General features: G+C 61.0%; 21 protein-coding genes and 1 tRNA gene. 14 read left to right on the top strand and 8 right to left on the bottom strand.

Features of this window, described 5'->3' with window-relative positions; all coding sequences use genetic code 11:
* Nucleotides 1-69: 69 nt before the first annotated feature.
* From ACVC5H_RS11905 to ACVC5H_RS11920, 4 genes are all read left to right on the top strand, one after another.
* Nucleotides 70-1389 carry an ATP-binding protein gene (locus ACVC5H_RS11905; protein WP_489622493.1) on the top strand — a complete coding sequence of 440 codons (1320 nt, stop codon included), beginning with the start codon at nt 70-72 and terminating at the stop codon, nt 1387-1389.
* 33 nt (nt 1390-1422) lie between these two features.
* Complete coding sequence (locus ACVC5H_RS11910; RefSeq protein WP_489622494.1) at nt 1423-1971, top strand: response regulator transcription factor; 549 nt, start codon at nt 1423-1425, stop codon at nt 1969-1971.
* 85 nt (nt 1972-2056) lie between these two features.
* Nucleotides 2057-2836 carry a TatD family hydrolase gene (locus ACVC5H_RS11915; RefSeq protein WP_489622495.1) on the top strand — a complete coding sequence of 260 codons (780 nt, stop codon included), beginning with the start codon at nt 2057-2059 and terminating at the stop codon, nt 2834-2836.
* The gene (locus tag ACVC5H_RS11920) at nt 2833-3504 is read left to right on the top strand and encodes an ankyrin repeat domain-containing protein (protein ID WP_489622496.1); all 672 of its coding nucleotides are present in this window, start codon (nt 2833-2835) and stop codon (nt 3502-3504) included. The genes ACVC5H_RS11915 and ACVC5H_RS11920 overlap by 4 nt, the downstream gene beginning before the upstream one ends.
* An 81-nt stretch (nt 3505-3585) precedes the next feature.
* Here the strand turns inward: ACVC5H_RS11920 and ACVC5H_RS11925 are convergent, their stop codons facing one another.
* The 3 genes from ACVC5H_RS11925 to hpnD all read right to left on the bottom strand — a co-directional run bounded on the left by ACVC5H_RS11925 (nt 3586) and on the right by hpnD (nt 7071).
* On the bottom strand, nt 3586-4728 hold the full coding sequence (locus ACVC5H_RS11925; protein ID WP_489622497.1) for an alpha-hydroxy acid oxidase: 1143 nt from the start codon (nt 4726-4728) through the stop codon (nt 3586-3588).
* Between the two features lie 162 nt (nt 4729-4890).
* Complete coding sequence (hpnE, locus tag ACVC5H_RS11930) at nt 4891-6222, bottom strand: hydroxysqualene dehydroxylase HpnE (protein ID WP_489622498.1); 1332 nt, start codon at nt 6220-6222, stop codon at nt 4891-4893.
* 15 nt (nt 6223-6237) lie between these two features.
* Nucleotides 6238-7071 carry a presqualene diphosphate synthase HpnD gene (hpnD, locus tag ACVC5H_RS11935; protein WP_489622499.1) on the bottom strand — a complete coding sequence of 278 codons (834 nt, stop codon included), beginning with the start codon at nt 7069-7071 and terminating at the stop codon, nt 6238-6240.
* Nucleotides 7072-7430: 359 nt separating this feature from the next.
* On the opposite strand from hpnD, the gene ACVC5H_RS11940 reads away from it, so the two are divergent.
* Nucleotides 7431-8270 (top strand): HDOD domain-containing protein, encoded by an 840-nt coding sequence (locus ACVC5H_RS11940; RefSeq protein WP_489622687.1) that lies wholly within the window; start codon nt 7431-7433, stop codon nt 8268-8270.
* Nucleotides 8271-8345: 75 nt separating this feature from the next.
* On the opposite strand, the gene hpnC is transcribed toward ACVC5H_RS11940, so the two are convergent.
* The 3 genes from hpnC to ACVC5H_RS11955 form a co-directional block, all read right to left on the bottom strand.
* A complete protein-coding gene (gene hpnC, locus ACVC5H_RS11945; protein WP_489622500.1) occupies nt 8346-9155 on the bottom strand; it encodes a squalene synthase HpnC in 810 nt (269 codons plus the stop codon).
* Nucleotides 9156-9185: 30 nt separating this feature from the next.
* On the bottom strand, nt 9186-9470 hold the full coding sequence (locus ACVC5H_RS11950) for a hypothetical protein (RefSeq protein ID WP_008329431.1): 285 nt from the start codon (nt 9468-9470) through the stop codon (nt 9186-9188).
* Nucleotides 9471-9698: 228 nt separating this feature from the next.
* Complete coding sequence (locus ACVC5H_RS11955; protein WP_489622501.1) at nt 9699-11672, bottom strand: calcium-binding protein; 1974 nt, start codon at nt 11670-11672, stop codon at nt 9699-9701.
* Nucleotides 11673-12458: 786 nt separating this feature from the next.
* Between ACVC5H_RS11955 and ACVC5H_RS11960 the strand changes: the two genes are divergently transcribed.
* From ACVC5H_RS11960 to ACVC5H_RS11970, 3 genes are all read left to right on the top strand, one after another.
* Entirely contained in the window at nt 12459-12953 is a 495-nt protein-coding gene (locus tag ACVC5H_RS11960) for a M15 family metallopeptidase domain-containing protein (protein ID WP_489622502.1), read from the top strand.
* A 339-nt stretch (nt 12954-13292) separates the two neighbouring features.
* Nucleotides 13293-13649, top strand: coding sequence for a hypothetical protein (locus ACVC5H_RS11965; protein WP_489622503.1), 357 nt, complete (start codon nt 13293-13295; stop codon nt 13647-13649).
* A gap of 280 nt (nt 13650-13929) precedes the next feature.
* Nucleotides 13930-14523, top strand: a complete 594-nt coding sequence (locus ACVC5H_RS11970) for a hypothetical protein (RefSeq protein WP_489622504.1) — start codon at nt 13930-13932, stop codon at nt 14521-14523.
* A gap of 63 nt (nt 14524-14586) precedes the next feature.
* Here ACVC5H_RS11970 and ACVC5H_RS11975 read toward each other — a convergent pair.
* Nucleotides 14587-15692, bottom strand: a protein-coding gene (locus ACVC5H_RS11975) for an IS3 family transposase (protein WP_489620920.1) whose coding sequence is annotated in 2 segments (ribosomal slippage) — nt 14587-15446 and nt 15446-15692 — 1107 coding nt in all. Because the reading frame shifts where the segments join, the coding sequence is not laid out codon by codon here.
* Nucleotides 15693-15734: 42 nt separating this feature from the next.
* Here ACVC5H_RS11975 and ACVC5H_RS11980 point away from each other — a divergent pair.
* Nucleotides 15735-16064, top strand: coding sequence for a cupin (locus ACVC5H_RS11980; protein WP_489622688.1), 330 nt, complete (start codon nt 15735-15737; stop codon nt 16062-16064).
* Between the two features lie 314 nt (nt 16065-16378).
* On the opposite strand, the gene ACVC5H_RS11985 is transcribed toward ACVC5H_RS11980, so the two are convergent.
* Nucleotides 16379-16465: transfer RNA gene (locus tag ACVC5H_RS11985), tRNA-Leu, on the bottom strand.
* 204 nt (nt 16466-16669) lie between these two features.
* Here ACVC5H_RS11985 and ACVC5H_RS11990 point away from each other — a divergent pair.
* The 5 genes from ACVC5H_RS11990 to clpX all read left to right on the top strand — a co-directional run bounded on the left by ACVC5H_RS11990 (nt 16670) and on the right by clpX (nt 21338).
* Nucleotides 16670-16864 carry a DUF1653 domain-containing protein gene (locus tag ACVC5H_RS11990; RefSeq protein WP_489622505.1) on the top strand — a complete coding sequence of 65 codons (195 nt, stop codon included), beginning with the start codon at nt 16670-16672 and terminating at the stop codon, nt 16862-16864.
* Between the two features lie 136 nt (nt 16865-17000).
* On the top strand, nt 17001-17498 hold the full coding sequence (locus ACVC5H_RS11995) for a CreA family protein (protein WP_489622506.1): 498 nt from the start codon (nt 17001-17003) through the stop codon (nt 17496-17498).
* 284 nt (nt 17499-17782) lie between these two features.
* Nucleotides 17783-19132, top strand: a complete 1350-nt coding sequence (gene tig, locus ACVC5H_RS12000; protein ID WP_489622507.1) for a trigger factor — start codon at nt 17783-17785, stop codon at nt 19130-19132.
* Nucleotides 19133-19183: 51 nt separating this feature from the next.
* Nucleotides 19184-19810 carry an ATP-dependent Clp endopeptidase proteolytic subunit ClpP gene (clpP, locus tag ACVC5H_RS12005; protein WP_338715143.1) on the top strand — a complete coding sequence of 209 codons (627 nt, stop codon included), beginning with the start codon at nt 19184-19186 and terminating at the stop codon, nt 19808-19810.
* Between the two features lie 262 nt (nt 19811-20072).
* Nucleotides 20073-21338 (top strand): ATP-dependent Clp protease ATP-binding subunit ClpX, encoded by a 1266-nt coding sequence (gene clpX, locus ACVC5H_RS12010; RefSeq protein ID WP_324878841.1) that lies wholly within the window; start codon nt 20073-20075, stop codon nt 21336-21338.
* Nucleotides 21339-21340: the final 2 nt, after the last annotated feature.

Genomic DNA, 21340 nt, shown 5'->3' on the forward strand with positions numbered 1-21340 from the left:
GGCCGGCACGCGTGCGGCAAATCGCCGCGCCTGGCGGCAAGCGGCGCCCGGGACCGTATAATCCCGGCCATGACGTCCCTGACTTCTTTCTTCATTCCGGTAGCCGATCAGGTGAAGCAGCCTCAGCACCTGCTGCTGTCGCGCCTGTTCTGGCTGCGCTGGGCCATGGTGGCCGGTGAGCTGGTAGTGCTGGCGGGCGCCTACGCCTGGCTGCACATCGCCTTGCCCTTGCCGGCCTTGCTGGGCTTGATCGGTGTGCAGGCGCTCATCAACGGTGCCACCTGGCTGCGCCTGCGCTGGGTGCGGCCGGCCGAGCAGCCGGAACTGTTCCTGCAATTGCTGCTGGATGTGGCGGTGCTGACCGCGCTGCTGTATTTCTCGGGCGGGTCGACCAATCCCTTCGTCTCCTTTTACCTGCCTGCGCTGGCGGCGGGCGCGGCCACGCTGGCCTGGCCGTATGCCTTGCTGCTGGCCTTGTGCGCGCTGGGCGGCTATTCGGGGCTGGTGTATTTCTACCAGCCGCTGCACATCCACGATCATGGGCAGGCCATGGCTTACCACCTGGCCGGGATGTGGATCAACTTCTCGATCTCGGCTCTGCTCATCACCTGGTTCGTCAGCCGCATCGCGGCCGCCGTACGCTTGCGCGACGGCCAACTGGCCCAGGCGCGCGAGCGCCAATTGCAGAGCCACCGCATCGTGGCGCTGGGCACCCAGGCGGCGGGCGCCGCGCATGCGCTCAATACGCCCTTGTCCACCATGGCCGTGATCGCTGGCGAATTGCGGCGCGAGATGGCCGACAATCCATCGCTGGCGCCCTACGATGAAGAATTGCGCATCGTGGAAGAGCAGATCGCGGTCTGCAAGGCGGCGCTGGAAAACATGCGCCTGGATGCCGATGCCCAGATCCGCAATGAAGACAGCGCCGCCATCACGCCCTGGCTGACCACGCTGCTGGAAGGCTGGCGCCTGCGTCATCCGGCCGTGCTGCTGGTGGCCGAGGTCCACCAGCCGGGCTGGATGGCCAGCCAGTTGCAAGACCTTTCGCAGATCCTGCTGACCCTGCTGGACAACGCCGCCCATGCCGTGCGCAGCCTCGGCCACCAGGGCGAGATCCGCATCCGCCTGGCCCCGGCCGAGCCGTCTGAGGCTGCGTCCGCAAGGTCGGGCAAAAAGATGGCTATCATCGAAGTCTCCGACAACGGCCAGGGTATTGCCCCCGAGCTGTTGCAGCGCCTGGGTCACGGGCCGGTAGCCAGCAGTTCCGGTGGATCGGGCATTGGCCTCATGCTGGCGTTTGCCAGTGCCACCCACCTGGGCGGCAAGCTGAAGCTGCGGTCTGCGCCGGGGCAGGGCACGGTGGCGCAGTTGCGCTTTCCCTTGCGTTGATTGAGTTCGTTTATTTCCTTTACCGAGTCGCTGATGAGTGCCGCCTTCCTGATCCTCGATGACAATGACGTCTTTGCCGGCACGCTGGCGCGTTCGCTGGCCCGGCGCGGTTTTCGCGCCACCGTGGCACACAGCGGCGAAGAGGCGCTGGAAGCCGCCCGCCGCGAGCGTTTCGACTACGCCACCATCGACCTGCAACTGGAAAAGGATTCCGGCCTGCAATGGGTGGCGCCGTTGCGCCAGGCGCTGCCGGAGGCCCGCCTGCTGGTACTGACCGGCTATGCCAGCATCGCCACCACGGTGCAGGCCATCAAGTCCGGCGCCGACAATTACCTGGCCAAGCCGGCCAATGTGGATTCCATCCTGTCGGCCTTGTCGCATGCCGCCGAAGGCGAGGCCGTTGCCGAGCCGGTGCTGCCGGTGGAAGAGGCCTCGCCGCTGTCGCTGGAACGCCTGGAATGGGAGCACATCCAGCGCGTGCTGGCCGAGCATGAAGGCAATATTTCCTCGACCGCGCGGGCGCTGAACATGCACCGCCGCACCTTGCAGCGCAAGCTGGCCAAGCGGCCGGTGGCGCGCTGAGGGCGCGTCGGCGGGCCTGTAACGAAAGGTAAGCGGCTGGCAAGCAGGGGCGACAGCCTGTCTGCATGGCTTTACAATAGCGGCCATGTATATCGATTCCCATTGCCATATCAATTTCCCGGACCTGGCCGCGCGTTTGCCGGAGATCTTCGGCAAGATGGCCGAGAACCAGGTCAGCCATGCCCTGTGCGTCTCGGTGGACCTGCCGGACTTCCCGCAGGTGCTGGCCCTGGCCGAGCAGTATCCCAACGTCTACGCCTCGGTCGGCGTGCATCCGGATTATGAAGATACCCCCGAGCCCTCGCTGGAGGAACTGATCCGCCTGGCCGACCATCCGCGCATCGTCGCCATCGGCGAGACCGGGTTGGATTACTACCGCCTGCAGGGCGACCTGGAATGGCAGCGCGAGCGCTTCCGTACCCACATCCGCGCCTCGCGTGCCACCCGCAAGCCGCTCATCATCCATACCCGTTCGGCCTCGGAAGACACCATCCGCATCCTGCAGGAAGAAGGCGCCAGCCCGCAGGCCGGGGGCGTTGCCGGGGTCATGCATTGCTTCACGGAATCCCAGGCGGTGGCCGATGCGGCCATTGAACTGGGCTTCTACATCTCGTTCTCGGGCATCGTCACCTTCAAGTCGGCCAAGGACTTGCAGCAGGTGGCGCGCACCATTCCGCTGGAGCGCATGTTGATCGAGACCGATTCCCCCTACCTGGCACCGGTACCGTTCCGGGGCAAGACCAACGAGCCGGGTTACGTGCGTCACGTCGGAGAATTCATCGCCGACCTGCGCGGCATCCCGGCGGCCGAGGTGGCCCGCCAGACCTCTGAAAATTTCTTCACGTTGTTCGGAATCAAGCCATGACCCTGCTGGAAAAGCTGCGCGCCCGCTTCGGCGGTATCGGCCGCATCGTGCTCTATACCTCGCTGCTGCTGCCGGGAGCGGCGCGCGCGGGGGCCTATGAAGACTACTTCCAGGCCATCCGCATGGATAACGTCTATTTCCTCAAGCAGCTGATGCAGCGCGGCATGGGTCCCAACCTGATCGAACCCAAGCGCGGCTACACGGGCCTGATGCTGGCCATCCGCGAAGATTCGATGAAGGCCTTCGACGTGCTGGTCAACGCCCCCGACGTCGACCTAGAAGCCCAGGCCATCAATGGCGATACGCCGCTGATGCTGGCTTCCTTCTACGGCAACATCCCGGTAGTCAAGCTGCTGCTCTCGCGCGAGGTGCAGGTCAACCGCCCTGGCTGGACGGCGCTGCATTACGCCGCCATCAACGGCAGCTCCGAGATCGTCAAGCTGCTGCTGGATGCCTCGGCCTACGTCGATGCCGAATCGCCCGACGACAAGATGACCCCCGTCATGCTGGCCGCCATGCGCGGGCGGGTGGCGGCAGTCGAAGTGCTGCGCGACAATGGCGCCGACCTCACGCTGAAGAACAAGGATGGCCTCACCGCCATGGACCTGGCCCGGCGCTACGGGCAGGATGGCGTGATCGACGTGCTCAGCCAGAAACCGCGCCAGTAATCGCACGGCACGCTGATCCGGCAAAGACAAACGTCCCGGCCACCTCACGGTGGACCGGGACGTTTGCGTTGAGGAGGGCGTTCAGCGCACCAGGATCTGCGGGCCGACGTCCTTGATGTCCTTGGTACCGGTCAGGGCCATGCTGACGTCGAGTTCCTTGCGCATGATTTCCAGCATCTGCGACACGCCTTCGCCGCCCATGGCGCCCAGGCTGTAGAGGAAGGCGCGGCCGATCATGGTGCCGCGCGCACCCAGCGCGACCGCTTTCAACACATCCTGGCCGGAGCGGATGCCGCCGTCGAACCAGACTTCGATCTGGTCACCCACGGCCTCGGCAATGGCCGGCAGGGCTTCGATGGAAGACATGGCGCCATCCAGCTGGCGCCCGCCGTGGTTGGAGACTACGATGGCATCGGCGCCGCTCTGAACTGCCAATTTGGCATCTTCGACGTCGAGGATGCCCTTCAAGATCAGCTTGCCGCCCCATTGCTGCTTGATCCAGGCGACGTCATCCCAGTTCAGGGTCGGGTCGAACTGGCTGGCGGTCCACTTGGAGAGCGTCTCCACGCCGCCGGCGCCTTCACCGCCCTTGATGTGGCCGGCCAGGTTGCCGAAGGTCTTGCGGCCGCCCAGCGCGCGCAGCGCCCAGCCGGGCTTGCTGGCCAGGTCCAGCAGGGTGTCCAGGGTCAGCTTGGGCGGCACCGACATGCCATTCTTGAGATCCTTGTGGCGCTGGCCGAGGATCTGTAGGTCCAGCGTCAGCACCAGGGCCGAGCACTTGGCGGCCTTGGCGCGGTCGATCAGGGACTTCACGAAGCCACGGTCGCGCATCACGTAGAGCTGGAACCAGAACGGCTTGGTGGTCACGCTGGCCACGTCCTCGATGGAGCAGATGCTCATGGTGGAGAGGGTGAAGGGAATGCCGAATTTTTCGGCGGCGATGGCGCCCAGCATCTCGCCATTGGCCCATTGCATGCCGGTCAGGCCGGTCGGGGCGATGGCCACCGGCATGGTGACGTCGTGGCCGATCATGGTGGTGCGGGTGCTGCGTTCGTCGACATTGATGGCCACGCGCTGGCGCAGCTTCAGGGCGGCCAGATCACGGCTGTTGGCGCGATAGGTGCTTTCGGTGTAGGAGCCGCTGTCGGCGTAATCGTAAAAGGCCTTGGGAACGCGCTTCTTGGCCAGCAGGCGGAAGTCTTCGATACAGGTCATGACCGGCATGGTGTTTTTTCTCCGTTGTTATGGGCTGCGGCCGGGGCCGCCGTGTATTGCGTATTTCTTGGGACTGCGGACAAGGGGATTGCAGGATGCCTGTTATGCTAGTGCATACCCGCCGTGCCTGGGGTGAATCCCTTTGCCGCCATCCATGAAAATTTTACGGCCCTAGGCCGCCAGCAGCCGCGCCGCCGCCAGGCCGCTGCGCACGGCGCCTTCCAGCGTGGCAGGATAGTCGCCGGCCACGTAATCTCCGGCCAGGACCAGCCCGGCAGGCATGGCGGTATTGTCGGGACGCTGCAAGCCCGGCGTGCAGGCGAAGGTGGCGCGCTTTTCGGTGATGACCCGGCTCCAGCCGGGCGCGGCCAGGGCCGGATTGCCAAAGTCGCGCGCCAGCTGGCGGGTGATGCCCCCGGTCAGGGCGGCATGGCCATCGGCCACGGCCTGGCCGGCCGCACTGACCACCACGGCCAGCAAGCCTGCCTCCCCGCCCAGTTGCCCACGGTCGAAGACGAACTGGCCCCAGGCCTGGGCGTGCGGATCGTCCGCCAGCGCCAGGAAGGGGGCAGGCAGGCGCATCTCGGACGGGTACTGCAGATAACAGGTGGTGATGGGCTCATGCTCCAGCGCGCGCAGCAGGGTGGTGTCGTGCAGGCCCTCCAGCAACTGCGCGGCGGCGTCGGGGCCGGTGGCCAGCACGACCCCGGCGAATTCGCCCAGGCTTTCGGTCGCGCGGTCTTCCAGGCGCCAGGTGGCCGGGTCATTGCCCGGCAGCAGGTGTGCCACGGCCACGCCGGCCTGCACCAGGCCGCCGCGTTTGCCCAGGTAGGCGGCAGCGGCGTCGGGCAGCAGGGCGCCCAGGTCCAGGCGCGGGATCAGCATGTCGGACGCGGCACGGCGCGCGCCCAGGCTGTCGCGCAGCACATTGAGGAAGACTTGCGCCGAGGCGCGTTCGGGTGGCGTGTTCAGCGCGGCGATGCACAGCGGACGCCACATCAGCCGGATCAGGCGCGGCGTTTGTTCGTAGCGCTCCAGCAGTTCGGCCACGCTGCAATCCTGGTGCAATTGCCAGCCCATCCAGCGCGCCGTGGTGGAAAAACGCGCCAGGGCCATCTTGTCTTCGCGCGCCAGCCCCTTGGCCCGCAGCAGCGCTACGGCCACGTGCCAGGGCGCAGGCAGGCGCGGGGCGACGAAATCCATGCCCTCGCTGCCAGCGGCCAGCGGATAACGCATCTGCAAGGGCAGGCGCAGCAAGGCGCTGACGGGATCGACGCCAACCTGCTTCATCAGCGCCAGCGTGGCGCGATAGGCGCCCAGCAGGATGTGCTGGCCGTTGTCCAGCACGCGGTCGTCCAGTTCTATGCGCCGGGCACGTCCACCGAGGGTGCGTGCGGCGTCGAACAGGCTCACCCGGTGGCCGCCCGCCGCCAACGCCACGGCGGCCGCACAGCCGGCCCAGCCGGCGCCGATGATGGCGTAATGGCGCGGGGCGTTGATCATGGGAGGGCAGCGCGCTCAGCCGAAGACATAGGTCTTCCAGGCCAGCCAGAGCTTGCGGATGGGGGTGAGCGAGATGCGCTGGTTGAGCACCTGGTAGCGATCGCGGGCGATCTCGTCGAGCAGGGTGCGGTAGATGGCCGCCATCATCAGGCCGGGGCGCTGGGCGCGGCGGTCTTCCTTGGGCAGCAGGGCGAAGGCTTCGTCATAGGCGGCCTGGGCACGCTCGACCTGGAACTTCATCAGCGCCTCGAAGCGCTCGCTGTGGCGGGCGTTGAGGATGTCGGCGGCGGTCACGTTGAATTGCTGCAATTCGTTGACGGGCAGATAGATGCGGCCCTTGCGGCCATCCTCGCCGACGTCGCGGATGATGTTGGTGAGCTGGAAGGCCAGTCCCAGCTTTTCGGCGAAGAGCAGGGTGCCCGGCTGGGTATGGCCGAAGATGCTGGCCGAGAGCACGCCCACCACGCCCGCCACGTGCCAGCAATAGCGCTGCAGGCCGGGATAGTCGAGGTAGCGGGTCTGGTCCAGGTCCATTTCCATGCCATCGATGATGGCTTGCAGGTGTTCGCCCTTCAACTGGTAGGTAGCCACGTGCGGATGCAGGGCCTTGGTGACCGGGTGGGTCGGCTGGCCTTCCAGCATGGCGGCGATTTCCTTGCGCCACCACATCAGCTTGGTACGGGCCACCATGGCATCTTCGATTTCATCGACGGTATCGTCGACCTCGCGGCAAAAGGCATACAGCGCCGTGATCGCCAGCCGGCGCTGCGGCGGCAGGAACAGGAAGCTGTAATAGAAACTGGAACCGCTGGCGGCGGCCTTCTGCTGGCAGTATTCGTCTGGAGACATGGATGCGTGGCGGGCGGTTGAAGCATTGGGGCAGGCAGCCAGGGCGGCCTGCGGCAAAGGCGCTATGCTAGCCGAGTGCGCCCGGCAGGGCAAATGCCGGTTGCGCTTGCCAGTGCCTTGTTTTCCCGGTAGTTGGCCCTCTATTGCGGCCCCCGGCGTTGTCCTTTAAGCTCAAGCCAAGCGCATTCCGGAAAAACAAATTCACATGACATCAAATCCGGATGAATTCTGCCGATAACGAAGAAGAGACCGCAATCAAGCAGGACAGAGGCGGCGCGGCATCGGGCCAGACCCGCTTGCAGCGCGGCAAATCGGCAACCCTAGCCATCGACGATGGCGCACTGGAGGCTGGAGATAACATGGACAGACTGGAAATCTTTCGCAATATCGCCTCGCAGGCGGGCCGTGGCGAGCTGGTATTCCCGGCCAACGTCAGCGCCTCGATCAAGCTGCAGAAGGCCCTGGCCGACCCGGAATGCCATCTGGAACTGGCCGCCAAGCTGGTGATGGCCGAGCCCCTGGTGGCCGCGCGCACCGTGGCCATCGCCAATTCGGCGGCCTACAACCGGTCCGGCGGCGAGATCAACAACGTGCGGGCGGCCGTGATGCGGCTGGGCTTCCGTACCTTGAACACGATCACCACCTCGGTGATCGTGCGCCAGCTCGGCCGCACCATCAACAATCCCGCCATGCGCATCAAGTCGGCCCAGCTGTGGGAGCACTGCGCTCACGTCGCCGCGACCGCCTACGTGCTGACCTCCAAGCTGACCAAGGCCGATCCTGAGACGGCCATGTTTGCCGGCATCGTGCATGAAGTGGGCGGTTTCTACCTGCTCTCGCGCACGGATGACTTCCCCGGCCTGCTCGACGGCGGCACCGAGGACTGGATGGAATACGGCGAAAAGATGATCGGCCGCGCCGTGCTCAAGAAGCTGGGCGTACCTCAACCGGTGGTCGATGCCATCGAGTCGCTGTGGCATGGCGTGCGCGTACTGCCGCCGCAGACCATCGGCGACGTGCTGCTGCTGGCCAAGGAATTGTCGCCCGTGCCTTCGCCCCTGCAGCGTACGGCGGTAGCCGAGGCCGGTATCGGTGGCGAGAACCTGGTCGACGACTACATGGGCGACGGTTCGCTGCGCGACATGCTGGAGGATTCCGAAGAGCAGATCCGTACGCTGACGGCCGCCTTGCTGGTCTAAGCGGCCTACTGCGCAATCTGCCTGAAGCCCCGTCCGGTGCAATGCCGGCGGGGCTTTTCGCATTGCCTGCCTGGCTTACCGGGTCAGGCCGCGCCAGCCGACGATGAGCCAGTCCAGCTTGCCCAGCTTGGGACGCTGGCGGAAGACGTCGCCTTGCACCGCTTCGAGCCGTTCCAGGATGCGCAGCCCACCTTGCACCACCATGCGCAGCTCCAGCCCGATACGGCCCGGCAGGCGCCGCGCCAGCGGGGCGCCGGACAGCATCAGCGCGCGCGCCCGCGCTATCTCGAACTGCATCAGCTGTTGCCAGCGCTGGTCGTTGCTGGCCTGGGCAATGTCGTCTTCGGTGATGCCAAACCGCTGCAGATCTTCCAATGGCAGGTAGATGCGCGCCTTTTGCCAGTCGATGGCCACGTCTTGCCAGAAGTTGATGAGTTGCAAGGCGCTGCAGATGGCATCCGAATTTCGGAGATTTTCTTCATTTGCTTCGCCATAAAGATGAAGCATCAGGCATCCCACCGGGTTTGCAGAGCGATGGCAATAGTCCAGCAGGTCCGTATAGCGGGGGTAACGGGTGGTCACCACATCCTGGCGGAAGGCCGACAGCAGGTCGCGGAAGGGTTGCAGCGGCAGGGCATGCGCGGCGATGGTTTGCTGCAGCCGCTGGAACATCGGCGTGGTGCAGGGCGCCTGCTGCGCGATCAGGTCGAGCTGTGCTTCGTAGGCTTGCAGCGCTGCCAGCCGTTCTTCGGGCCGGGCATCGCCTTCATCGGCGACGTCATCGGCGCTGCGCGCAAAGGCATAGATGGCCGCCACCGCAGGCCGCAGGCGCGCGGGCAGCAGCAGCGAGGCCACGGGGAAGTTCTCGTAGTGATCGACGGCCATGGGGGGTCCGGCTTGCTGGAGGCGGGTGGATCAGTCGAACTTGTCTTTCAGCAGCGCCTCGATGGTGGCGATGCGCGTTTCCACCGTCTCCAGCAGGGCCTTGGGCATGGTGCCGCCGGCATTCAACTGCGCTGCCAGCGAGCGGGCGATGCCCATGGCGCCAGCGGTGAACTGCTTGCCATCCTTGGATAGCACGGCTGCGGCCGTGAAGAGGGTGGAGAACAGGATCTGGTCAGCGGTGTTGTTCTCGATGAACTTGTTGAGCAGCGCGTTGTGGCTTTGCTTCAAGGCGTCGAATTCTTCCTGGGTGGGCATGGATGGTCCTCCGATGATGAGACTGCGCGGCAGCCTGGCCGGCAAAGGCGCGGATTGTAGCAGTTAAGGGCGGCACTACGGTGGAATGGGGCGTGAGGATGCCCGGATGAGGCCGGTTTTGGCCTGAAATGAAAGTTCTTGCAGGCAAGGCCGGGATGCCGCCCTGAGACGGCATCCCTGTTTAGGGCTGGTGAAGCTTTCTGTCGAATTTGGGCAAATTTTCCCGGCTCAATGCGTGACCGTCAGCAGCACCTTGCCATCGCCGCCCTGGGTAGTCGGCCAGCTGGTCTGGGTGGCGGACGGCGCGGCAAAGCTGGCCATGGCCTGCACCAGCTTGTCGACGTCGGTGTCATAGAGGGTCTTTCCGTCGGCGGTCTTGATGCGTTCGACGTGGTTGTCGCTGCCTGTGTACCAGTCTTTGACCAGCACCTGATCCGTTGCGCCCAGGACATCAATGCGCAGATCGTTCCCGGCCTTGCTGAACCAGAGGTTGGTCTGTCTGGCGTCGCTGAAGCTGAGCGTATCGAGATTGCCCTTGGTGCCGTCGTGGTCGTAGATCACGTCTTGTCCGTCGCCCTTGGCAAAGGCGTAGGTATCGTTGCCGGCACCGCCGATGAGCAGATCATTGCCGCGGCCCCCAGTGAGGACGTTGTTGCCGCGATTGCCGACCAGGATGTTGTCCAGCTCATTGCCGGTGGCGTCGAGGTTCTGGTTGCGCAGCTTGATCGGATCATCGGTGGTGACGGTATCGGCCCCGTAGACGTTGGTGGCCTCGCGCAAACGCTGCAGCGAGACGAAACGGCACATGTCGCTGGCCAGGCCGCGTCCGGAGTCGGCGATGTAGAAACCGACCGTCTTGCCGGTGGCTGCCGAACAGGCCACGCCGGTGACCGTGATGGCGTGGTCGCTGGCATCCTCGTTCTCTTCATGCAAGTCCCACAGCTTGCTGGCGCTGACACTGATGATGACGCCCTTGCCGTCCTTGATGCTCTGGGCGACTGCCTTGAGATCGACCTGCTCGTCGATGCTGGAGGCAAAACCGAAGTCCTGCAGCAAGGCTTGCCGGTCGTCTTCCGAGGTGGCGCCGCGCATGTCGGCGGACTCGGCAGCGGTATCGCAGAGGTTTTCCTTGATGGCGCGCTGGACCACTTCCTTTTCCGAAGCCGCATGGCCGCCCATCAGGGTCACGTTGGCTACGCTGGTCTCGCCGCAAGTGCCCCAGTAACCCTCGACTTCGCCACCCTGGTCGTAATCCAGCTGATACGAACGCGGCATGCCATAGACCAGCACATTGACGCCATTGACCACCGCGCTCTGCGGCTTGCCGGCGTCGAGCAGCACGAGGTTCTCGACATTGGCCGAGAGCGTGGCGCTGGCCGTGGCATAGACCGTATCCACGCCTTCGCCAGCCCGTTCCACGATCTTGTCGCCGGCATCGTCGAGGTAATAGCTGTCGTCGCCCTTGCCGCCGGACATCGTATCGGCCCCGTCCATGCCATCGAGGATGTTGTTCTGGTCATTGCCGGTGAGGCGGTTGTCCAGGCCATTGCCGATGCCCGCGAGGCTGCTGCCCAGGGAGAGGTCGTCCGTGTCTTCGTCCAGACTGATGAATGTCGGTGCGGCTGCTGGCTTGCCCTTTTTGGGCTTGGGGGCTTCGTCGCCGAAGGGGGCAGGCGCGTAGAAGTTGTCCTGATAGCGCGCTGCATTGGCCTGGGCGATCAGGTCCACGGCAGGCGCAGCCGGCGCAGGTGTCAGGTTCGCTGTACCGGTACTGGCCGGCCCGATGGCCGGTGGTGTGCTGGTCGCTGGCATGGGAGTCAGCGGTGGCGGTGTACTGCTGGTGGCCGGCACAGACGCACCGCCTGGCGTAATCGGCGGGGCAATGATCGGAGCAGTGTACGGCGTCACGGGCGGCGCAATCACGGGCTTGCTGAGGATGGCCGAGGGAGGTGTCAGGGGAGGTGTATCGGTACTGACAGGGACTGTACTGGCCGGTTTGCTGGTAAGAGCTACCGGTGTGACCGCAGGTGTACTGGCGGGTGCAGGAGTGGGCGATACGGTGGCCGGTTTGCTGGCGGGCGCAGGGGCCGCGCTGCCAAAGAGCGTGATGCCGGGCCGGATCGGGGAGAACACGACTTCGGAGACGCTGCCGCGCCGGATGCTGACGAAGCGGTCATCGATGCGTCTGATGACGACATCCATCGGCTCTGCAGGAGTAGTGGAAGAGATTGCGGTGGCTGAGGTTGTTGACACGGGTTCCCTTTCAAGTGCGCCATGGATGGCTTGTTATGCAGGGCAGGTCTTCGCATGCGGCGTCCTGCTCCGGGGACCTTTTCCTGCCGCCCTCGCCACGGACAGGGTCTAGACGGACAGGTCTTGTTTTGTTGGTCCCGCAACGATTCAATCGGATTGAAATACTTCGGTAAATCGCATGAAAGTGCTGTTGGCCTGTTGACAAGCAGTGATCGGAAGGGAAATGCCAACGTGAGGCAACTGAAGGTCGTTCAAACAGGTGCAGGTGATGGCTTGGATGGGGAGAGCGGGGAGGTGATGGCGTGTGAGATTTTTTTCACATCGGCGTGTTGATGTGAATGGTTCAGGCGATGTTCACGCCGACATTGGGGTTCAACGCTGGAGGTGATTTTCAGAGTTGCATTGCCGTCTGCTCACCTGAATCCAGGGTGGCAGGGAGGGTGCTCAACGGGTGTATTTGAGCAATAGTTACTCAGCATCACAAGCTTGTTTTTCGGAACCGGATCGTGCTGCGAAAGGCTGAAAGAGGGCAGAAAGAAAACCGTGTGGCAATTAGTTTTGCGATTCTTGTAGGGGGGAAATGGAAGTGCGCCTGCTTGCGCTTATTTTTCGGGTGAGCCATTGAATAGCATGCAGGCCGGTGCTAAGTTTAGATGGCATTAAGACATCACTTTGGTCGCTAGATAAACGTCTGTGGAGTTGCTTTCCAACAGGCCACTACATTCGGGGGGCGCCATGAACGAAGCAAATCGTGTTGCACGCAATGTGCAACGAATGAATGACCTCTTTCCCACTTTCAGAAGTCGCATCGCCGTGGTGATCAAGGCCATGGAGGCGAGGGGATTTCGTCCGCGTATTCAGGACGCATATCGTTCCCCGGAAGAACAGCGCATTGCTTACGAGGCTGGCCACTCCAAGCTGCTCTTCGGTTTTCATAACGTCACGGGCAAAGATGGGCAGCCGGAGGCCTTGGCCGTGGACATGCTTGACGATGATTTTCCTTTGAATCCGCGCAGGAAGTTTTTGCTTGGTCTGGCGTTTGAAGCGCAGCAGGCAGGCTTGATTACGGGAGTGCGATGGGGACTCTCTGATGAAATGGCCGCAGCCATAGACAGAGCAATCGCGGCGCAAGCATGGGATGCACCGGTAAAAATTGGTTGGGATCCAACGCATGTACAGCCAGTAGGAATCACGGTCGAGATGGCGAAGGCGGGGAAGAGGCCAGCCTGAAGCGGGGGTGCCGGAAGCTGCTGATCGACTTGCTCTACGTGCGTCTAAAAAATATCGCAGTAAAGCTTGCCACGTCATGCTCAATCTTGGCGGTTAGAAAATTTTGATTCGGGGGAATCAATGAACATGCCAACTAAGCAGGACCATGGTCGCATTGACTTCTTGGATGGCATGAGGGGTCTCGCCATTTTGTTGGTAGTCGGATTCCACGCATTTGCTCGCTACCCTGAGTTGATGCCATTTGGTGACAAGTACGCGAGGTTTCCGCCATTTCAGTAGTTCATTGCTGCACTGACGATCAACAAGGGATCGCTTGCTTTCGGTCCACAGACCTGCGGCATGGCACTTCTGGTCCTGGCCTTCTTTGCGGCAGCGGTTCAAGGCAGCTTGTTCCGTTTGCTTTTACGCAGTCGCTTCCTATTGTTCTTGGGCTACATCAGCTATCCGCTGTACTTGGTACACGAGAACCTCAAGCTGGGGAAGTTTGCGACAGGGATCCCCGCTGGCCTGCTGCCCGTGCTGCCTATTTCTGCTGTCGTATTTATGGGCTGGCTGATTGCCAGGTATGGCGAGCCCATGCTGACATCACTGATCAGGCCAGTCTATGGCTCGGTGCGGGTACGACTCGGAATAGATCGGCCTGCCCGGAAGATCGCCAAGCCGGCCGCCTCGCCCTTGCCCGGGACTGGAACGTGAACGACTTCGGGTGGGAGCTTGCTGCCTACCTTTGGTTGGCTGCAATCGTTGCTTCTTTGCTGCTGTCTTTATGGCCGGAGTAAATGACGGCTAGCCAGAATCCAAGGGGCTGATGTTACGGAGTTGTCTGGTGCGAGGAGGGGGACTCGAATATTCTCACAATCCAGGTAAATAGCGGCTTTTGGGCGATATGTTGGCGTAAGCCTGTCATTCTGGATGTGGTGCTCGCGCGGTCTAGGGTATATTGCTGCTCATGATCGCCGATACGAGGACGCCTTCTATGACAACTGACCATCGAGATCAGGTGTTGACTAGCAAGTATCGCAAGAGCAACGAACTGGCCGAGACTGTCGCCCAGTCTGCAGAGCAATTCCAAAAAGTTTCAGATTACTTAGTTGCTGAATTGGACAAGCCCTTCGTCAGTGATCTACGAGATATTGGAGCTCATATAGAGCACTTCGTTTTGGATATGCAGTTAGCGGTGATTTCATTAGAGGGCTGCACTGACGGTTCGCGTTTGCAGCGTTTCGCGGCGGCCCGGGTCATCCACACGCTTTTTGAGCAAAAACTCGCGAGCGACAACTGGTTCTTCAAGAAGTTGAGGGATTTCGCAGTGGCAGGCGGCCTAGATTTCGACTTCGCGCATATCAGGCAGGCTCGCGCGCAGTTTGCTAAAGATCTGAAAGTCATCGATACCTGGGCATCGATCCGCAACTTTACAACGGGCCACTACGATTCGGACGCGAGACGCGTAGCTGAGGCGTTGGATTCGATCGATGTTAATGCTGTTAGGCGAGCGGCAGATGCTCAACTAAAGCTGTTATTTTCAGTTCTGGAAACGGTTCGTAATCTCTGGAAAGCGCGGCCCCTCTAAGCTGAGCAGGTGGAGGCAAGACATGGCTGTCTTTCTTAGGCCGTCTTTGACCTGCTCCCCAATTTAGTACGAGAACGACTTGGAGTCTGCGGTTAAAAAAGTCTCTGCAAACTGTTGCGGCGTCAGGTACCCAAGGGAACTATGCGGCCTCTCAAAATTGTATTCTCGTCGCCAGGCGGCAATGACTTCCCGAGCATGCCGCATCGAAACAAACCAATGTTCATTCAGGCATTCATCCCGAAACTTGCCGTTGAAACTCTCGATGTAGGCATTCTGCTGCGGCTTGCCAGGTTCAATGAAGTTCAGCTTTAATCCGTGTGCATAGGCCCAGGCATCGAGCACCTTACCGGCGAACTCGGGGCCGTTGTCGATGGTAATCGATTGCGGCAATCCTCGAAGCTCTGATAGTCGCGACAGCACCGATACGACCCGTGTGCCTGGCAGCGACGTATCAACCTCGATAGCCAGACATTCCTTGGTGAAGTCGTCCACGATGTTCAGGCAGCGCAATCGGCGACCATCAGCCAATCCATCCGATACAAAGTCCATCGACCAGCTCTGATTGGACATCGTCGTCCGAACCTTCAATTGCCGCTCCACGCCCGCAATCCGCTTCCTCTTGCGGCGCCTGACGCTCAGGCCTGCCTGCCGATACACCCGAAGCAGCTTCTTTCGATTGACCTGCCATCCTTCCCGCTGCATCAATACATGCAGACGCCGATAGCCATATCGGCGTTTTATGGCCGCCAGTTCGCAAAGACGTTGACGCAACTCCTCATCGTCAGGACGACGGGATTCGTAGTGATACAAGGAACGAGAAATTCCTATTAGCCCGCAGGCACGGGTTACGCCTAGACCGTGAACATGCATGATGTGCGTCACGGCGCTTCGCCTATCCTGCGGGCTTACCACTTTCGGCCGAGAACATCCTTTAGCGCAGCGTTGTCCAGCAGGCTTTCTGCCAGCAGCTTCTTGAGCTTGGCATTCTCGGCCTCCAGAGCCTTGAGCCGTTGGGCTTCGGATACCGTCATCCCGCCGAACTTGGATTTCCAGTTGTAGTACGTCGCGTCGCTGATGCCATGCTTCCGGCAAACCTCGGCTACTTTCATACCGGCTTCGGCTTCCTTGAGTACGCCGATAATTTGCTCTTCGGTAAATCGTTTCTTCATGCTGCCTCCGTATGGGGCAGACTCTACATCATTGCCGTACTAATCTCGGGGAGCAGGTCAAAAATAGTAAGAAGTAAGGACTTCGTTGCGGATCGTGCGTGGGGAGCAATTGACATCGCGAATATGAAAGGAATCACAACTCGCCTCCACTGGACGGACCAGCCCTATAAATGGCATCTCAATGATGGAGACGAGGTTTTCGTGGTCTTGGATGGCATCGTAGACATGCACTATCGTCAAGATGACGGAAGTGTAGCGGTTTCGTCCCTTGATGCTGGCGATATTTTCTTCGCCAATGTCGGGTGCGAACATGTAGCCCATCCCCGTGGGGCAGCCAGAATTTTGGTGATAGAAACCGAAGGTAGCGTCTGAGAGAAAGGTCGGCAATCAGCCAGAAGCGGATATTTGGTGCCTAAAATGATCTTCCGGGCAACAAAGAAGTTATTATTTTTAACTGATTCTGAAGGGTAGATAACGGACAAATCCCGCCCGTGCGTTGACTCTCCATTGAGTCGCCAAGAGGAAAAATCAAAGGCCTCTAGCGCGTGAGCGTTAGAGGCCTCTTTGTTTCACCGATGCAGAATCAGGTTGTCATTATGTTGGCATTCCTGTGCTAAAACAGCCCAAAAATACCCAAAATAATGACAGCTATCGATCTCTAAGTTATTGATTTAAAAGGGATTGTCTGGTGCGAGGAGGGGGACTCGAACCCCCACACCATTGCTGGCGTCAGGACCTAAACCTGGTGCGTCTACCAATTTCGCCATCCTCGCTGAAGGTGTCGGGCATCGGTGCGATAGCAGTCTGGCAGCGCGTTTGCCGCAGACCTGCCGCTACCGATGCAGGTAGCAATTTGTCAAAGCGCGCCATTGTACTGCAAGCCGTTGTCAATGTGGCGTTTTTCTGCGCGGACATTTTCTCGCCCGCCGCCCATCGGTAGTACCATGCCGCCTGTCTTATTACCGGGCAGGATTCCCATGACACGTTATCGTCACTACAAGGGCGGCATCTATGAATATGTCGACGAGGCCATCCTCGAAGCCGACCTTACTCCCATGATCGTCTACCGGGCCGCCGACGGCCGGCTCTGGTTGCGTCCGCGCGCTGCCTTCTTCGAAATGGTGGAAGTCGAGGGCAGGCAAGTGCCGCGTTTCGAGAAGATCGACGACTGAACCCGCCTGCATCCCGTCAAGGCCGATTCCCCGCCGCGCCAGCAAGGCATACCAGCTGAACAATGCCGGCGCACGGCGGTCTATCGCATGGCTGTCTGTCCCTCCTCTTTTTGATTCACTTTATCCGGGTATCCTCATGAACTATCAAGCACGCGCCCTGGCGGGCGCGCTCTTCTCCGGCCTCGCACTGGCCGCCGCCGTTCCGCACGCTGCCTCGGCCGAAGAACTGGCCGACGTCAGCACGGCGTTCCGCTGGCTGGGCAAGAACGACCGCGTGGTCATCGAAGCTTATGACGATCCGAAGGTGCAGGGCGTGACCTGTTATGTGTCGCGCGCCCGCACCGGGGGCGTGAAGGGGACGGTCGGCCTGGCCGAGGACAAGTCCGAAGCCTCCATCGCTTGCCGTCAGGTGGCGTCCACCGTGCAGTTCAAGGACAAGCTGCCGGTGCAGGAAGATGTCTTTACCGAGCGCATGTCGATTCTCTTCAAGCGCCTGCACGTGGTGCGGGTGGTCGATGCCAAGCGCAATACGCTGGTCTATCTGACCTATTCGGACAAGCTCATCGATGGCAGCCCCATGAACGCCGTGACGGCCGTGCCGGTGGCGCCGTCCACGCCGATTCCGGTGAAATGAGGGAAATTCTCTAAATTCTTTACGGATGGCGTTTGCTGGCGGGCAATGCACAAGGCCTGCTGGTTGCGCCGCAGGCCGCACCAGGGCTGACTGGCCGGGCGATTGGCGGGATGGGAACGGGTTTGCAGCCTGGCAAGCCCATTTTTGGACTCGCGGCGCTTTTTGCGTATAAAATAGCGAGCTTTAGCGCGGCCGGGCAGGGCGCTTTTCGTCTGCAGTCAGTTGATTGGGAGGAAGGGCAGCATGCTCCGGCTTACGGAATTCTTAACATTTGGACGATTTAAATGGCAACTGCAGTCGAAACCCTGAGCAAACTCGAACGTCGTATGACCCTGTCTTTCCCGCTGGCCGATGTTCAGGCTGAAGTGGAAAAGCGCCTGAAGGTGCGCGCCCGTACCGCCAAGGCACCGGGTTTCCGTCCGGGTAAAGTGCCGATGAAGATGGTTGCCGCCCAGTTCGGCTACCAGGTCGAAACCGAAGTCCTCAACGACAAGGTCGGCCGCGCATTCAATGACGCCGCCGTCGAAAACAACCTGCGCGTGGCCGGTTTCCCCCGCATCGAACCCAAGACCAGCGAAGAAGCCGGTGAAGGCAAGCTGGCCTTCGATGCCACCTTCGAAGTCTATCCGGAAGTGACCGTCGGCGACCTGTCCGGCGCTGAAGTCGAGAAGACCACCGCCGCCGTCTCCGACGCCGAAATCGACAAGACCATCGACATCCTGCGCAAGCAGCGCGTGCACTACCACGTCAAGGGCGAGCAAGGCGCGCACGGCGACGGCGGTGCCGACCAGTCGGCCCAGAACGGCGACCGCGTGACCGTGGACTTCGTGGGCAAGATCGACGGCGTGGAATTCCAGGGCGGCAAGGCCGATGCCTTCCCGTTCGTGCTGGGCGAAGGCCGCATGCTGCCGGAATTCGAAGCCGCCACCATCGGCCTGAAGGTCGGCGAATCGAAGACCTTCCCGCTGGCTTTCCCCGAGGACTATCACGGCAAGGACGTGGCCGGCAAGACCGCTGAATTCACCATCACCGTCAAGAAGATCGAATGGGCGCACATGCCTGAAGTCGATGCAGTCTTCGCACAATCCCTGGGCATCGAAGACGGCGACCTGACCAAGATGCGCGAAGACATCAAGAAGAACCTGGAGCGCGAAGTCACCGCCCGCACCAAGGCCAAGACCAAGGACAGCGTGATGAACGCCCTGATCAAGGCATCCGAACTGGAAGTGCCCAAGGCCCTGATCGACCAGGACGTCGAGCGCCTGTCCGAAATGGCCCGTCAGGACATGGCCCAGCGCGGCATGGACCCCAAGGTCATGCAACTGCCCAAGGAACTGTTCACCGCCCAGGCCGAGCGCCGCGTGCGCCTGGGTCTGATCCTGGCTGAAGTGGTCAAGCAGAACAAGCTGGAAGCCACTGAAGAACAGGTCAAGGCCCAGATCGAAGACTTCGCCCAGAGCTACGAAGATCCGCAACAAGTGCTGAAGTACTACTTCTCCGACCGTCGCCGCCTGGCCGAAGTCGAAGCTCTTGTTTTGGAAGAAAACGTCGTCAACTACGTCCTCGGCAAGGCCAAGGTCTCGGAAAAGCCGGTTTCGTTCGACGAACTGATGGGTAATCAGGCGCAAGCGTAATCCGGTTTTCTCTAGTAGTATCAGAAAACTCTTACGCTTAAGGATGCATACATGACTGGTCTGATGAAGCAATCTGCACTGGATACCCAAATGCTCGGCATGGTGCCGATGGTGATCGAACAGAGTGGCCGTGGCGAACGCGCCTACGACATCTATTCGCGCCTGCTGAAGGAGCGCATCATTTTCCTGGTCGGACCGGTCAATGATGCGATGGCCAACCTGATCGTTGCCCAGCTGCTGTTCCTGGAAAGCGAAAACCCGGACAAGGACATTTCCCTGTACATCAATTCGCCTGGCGGTTCGGTTTCGGCCGGCATGGCGATCTTCGACACCATGCAGTTCATCAAGCCGCAAGTGTCGACGCTGTGCACGGGGCTGGCCGCTTCCATGGGCGCCTTCCTGCTGGCTGCTGGTGCCAAGGGCAAGCGGTTCTCGCTGCCGAACTCGCGCATCATGATTCACCAGCCTCTGGGTGGCGCCCAAGGCCAGGCATCGGATATCGAGATCCAGGCACGTGAAATCCTGTACCTGCGCGAACGCCTGAACACCATCCTCGCTGAAAAGACCGGCCGTACGGTCGAGCAGATCAGCAAGGATACCGATCGCGACAATTTCATGTCGGCCGAGGCCGCCGCGGAATATGGTCTGATTGATCAGGTGCTGACCCAGCGTACTTGAGCTTTCAAGTATTGCAGCGTTGCGAAACGCCAAAAATGCCCGAACGGAACATCGTTCGGGCATTTTTTTTATACAAATTTTGACGAAATTGGCACAGAGCAGCTTTTGTGGCTCTGTTTGCTTGATAAATGACACCTGTGCTGACATATAACGGTCATACGGCAGTCCTGTGAAGCATTTTGGGACACCAAAAATGACCAGGCCGTGACGAATCCGGATTTCGCGGGTATGATCGAGTCGTAACTTTTACTCTAGTAGCTCTATGTCCGAGAAAAAATCCTCCAGCGGCGAAAAACTGCTTTACTGCTCCTTCTGCGGCAAGAGCCAGCATGAAGTCAAGAAGCTCATCGCCGGTCCTTCGGTCTTCATCTGCGACGAATGCATCGACCTGTGCAATGACATCATCCGCGATGAGGCCGCCAGCGTGGAAAGCGTGACCGGCGCCAAGTCGGACCTGCCGACCCCGCAGGAAATCACCGATCTGCTGGACCAGTACGTGATCGGGCAGGCTACGGCCAAGCGCATCCTGTCGGTGGCGGTCTACAACCACTACAAGCGCCTGAAGCACCTGGGCAAGAAGGATGACGTCGAGCTGGCCAAGAGCAACATCCTGCTGGTCGGCCCCACCGGCTCGGGCAAGACCCTGCTGGCGCAGACCCTGGCGCGCATGCTCAACGTGCCCTTCGTGATCGCTGATGCGACCACGCTGACCGAAGCCGGCTATGTCGGCGAGGATGTCGAGAACATCATCCAGAAGCTGCTGCAGAACTGCAATTACGAAGTCGAAAAAGCCCAGAAGGGCATCGTCTACATCGACGAGATCGACAAGATTTCCCGCAAGTCCGACAATCCGTCGATCACCCGTGACGTGTCCGGTGAAGGCGTACAGCAGGCACTGTTGAAGCTGATCGAAGGCACCATGGCCTCGGTGCCTCCGCAAGGTGGCCGCAAGCACCCGAACCAGGATTTCGTGCAGATTGACACGACCAATATCATGTTCATCTGCGGCGGCGCGTTCGATGGCCTGGCCAAGATCATTTCCGACCGTTCGGAAAAGAGCGGCATCGGTTTCTCGGCCAGCGTCAAGAGCCAGACCCAGAAGAGCAATTCGGAAGTGCTGCTCAATGCCGAGCCGGAAGATCTGGTCAAGTTCGGCCTGATTCCCGAACTGGTCGGTCGTCTGCCGGTGATCGCCACTTTGAACGAACTGGATGAGGAAGCCCTGATCCAGATCCTGATCGAGCCCAAGAACGCACTCATCAAGCAGTACGCCAAGCTGTTGCAGATGGAAGGCGCCGAGTTGGAGATCCGTCCGGCTGCCATGCACGCCATCGCCAAGAAGGCGTTGGCGCGCAAGACCGGTGCACGCGGCCTGCGTTCCATCCTGGAACACGCCCTGCTGGATGTGATGTATGAACTTCCGAGCGAGCAGAACGTCGCCAAGGTGGTGGTCGATGAAAACACCATCACCAATGGCGCCAAGCCGCTGCTGATCTATCACGACCAGCCCAAGGTGTCGGGCGGCTGATG

This window comes from Herbaspirillum sp. Her3, assembly GCF_057961275.1.

Coding starts and splice junctions, on each gene's coding strand:
- ACVC5H_RS11905 (WP_489622493.1), top strand. CDS start 70: ATGACGTCCCTGACTTCTTTCTTCATTCCGGTAGCCGATCAGGTGAAG.
- ACVC5H_RS11910 (WP_489622494.1), top strand. CDS start 1,423: ATGAGTGCCGCCTTCCTGATCCTCGATGACAATGACGTCTTTGCCGGC.
- ACVC5H_RS11915 (WP_489622495.1), top strand. CDS start 2,057: ATGTATATCGATTCCCATTGCCATATCAATTTCCCGGACCTGGCCGCG.
- ACVC5H_RS11920 (WP_489622496.1), top strand. CDS start 2,833: ATGACCCTGCTGGAAAAGCTGCGCGCCCGCTTCGGCGGTATCGGCCGC.
- ACVC5H_RS11925 (WP_489622497.1), bottom strand. CDS start 4,728: ATGCCGGTCATGACCTGTATCGAAGACTTCCGCCTGCTGGCCAAGAAG.
- hpnE (WP_489622498.1), bottom strand. CDS start 6,222: ATGATCAACGCCCCGCGCCATTACGCCATCATCGGCGCCGGCTGGGCC.
- hpnD (WP_489622499.1), bottom strand. CDS start 7,071: ATGTCTCCAGACGAATACTGCCAGCAGAAGGCCGCCGCCAGCGGTTCC.
- ACVC5H_RS11940 (WP_489622687.1), top strand. CDS start 7,431: ATGGACAGACTGGAAATCTTTCGCAATATCGCCTCGCAGGCGGGCCGT.
- hpnC (WP_489622500.1), bottom strand. CDS start 9,155: ATGGCCGTCGATCACTACGAGAACTTCCCCGTGGCCTCGCTGCTGCTG.
- ACVC5H_RS11950 (WP_008329431.1), bottom strand. CDS start 9,470: ATGCCCACCCAGGAAGAATTCGACGCCTTGAAGCAAAGCCACAACGCG.
- ACVC5H_RS11955 (WP_489622501.1), bottom strand. CDS start 11,672: ATGGATGTCGTCATCAGACGCATCGATGACCGCTTCGTCAGCATCCGG.
- ACVC5H_RS11960 (WP_489622502.1), top strand. CDS start 12,459: ATGAACGAAGCAAATCGTGTTGCACGCAATGTGCAACGAATGAATGAC.
- ACVC5H_RS11965 (WP_489622503.1), top strand. CDS start 13,293: ATGGCACTTCTGGTCCTGGCCTTCTTTGCGGCAGCGGTTCAAGGCAGC.
- ACVC5H_RS11970 (WP_489622504.1), top strand. CDS start 13,930: ATGACAACTGACCATCGAGATCAGGTGTTGACTAGCAAGTATCGCAAG.
- ACVC5H_RS11990 (WP_489622505.1), top strand. CDS start 16,670: ATGACACGTTATCGTCACTACAAGGGCGGCATCTATGAATATGTCGAC.
- ACVC5H_RS11995 (WP_489622506.1), top strand. CDS start 17,001: ATGAACTATCAAGCACGCGCCCTGGCGGGCGCGCTCTTCTCCGGCCTC.
- tig (WP_489622507.1), top strand. CDS start 17,783: ATGGCAACTGCAGTCGAAACCCTGAGCAAACTCGAACGTCGTATGACC.
- clpP (WP_338715143.1), top strand. CDS start 19,184: ATGACTGGTCTGATGAAGCAATCTGCACTGGATACCCAAATGCTCGGC.
- clpX (WP_324878841.1), top strand. CDS start 20,073: ATGTCCGAGAAAAAATCCTCCAGCGGCGAAAAACTGCTTTACTGCTCC.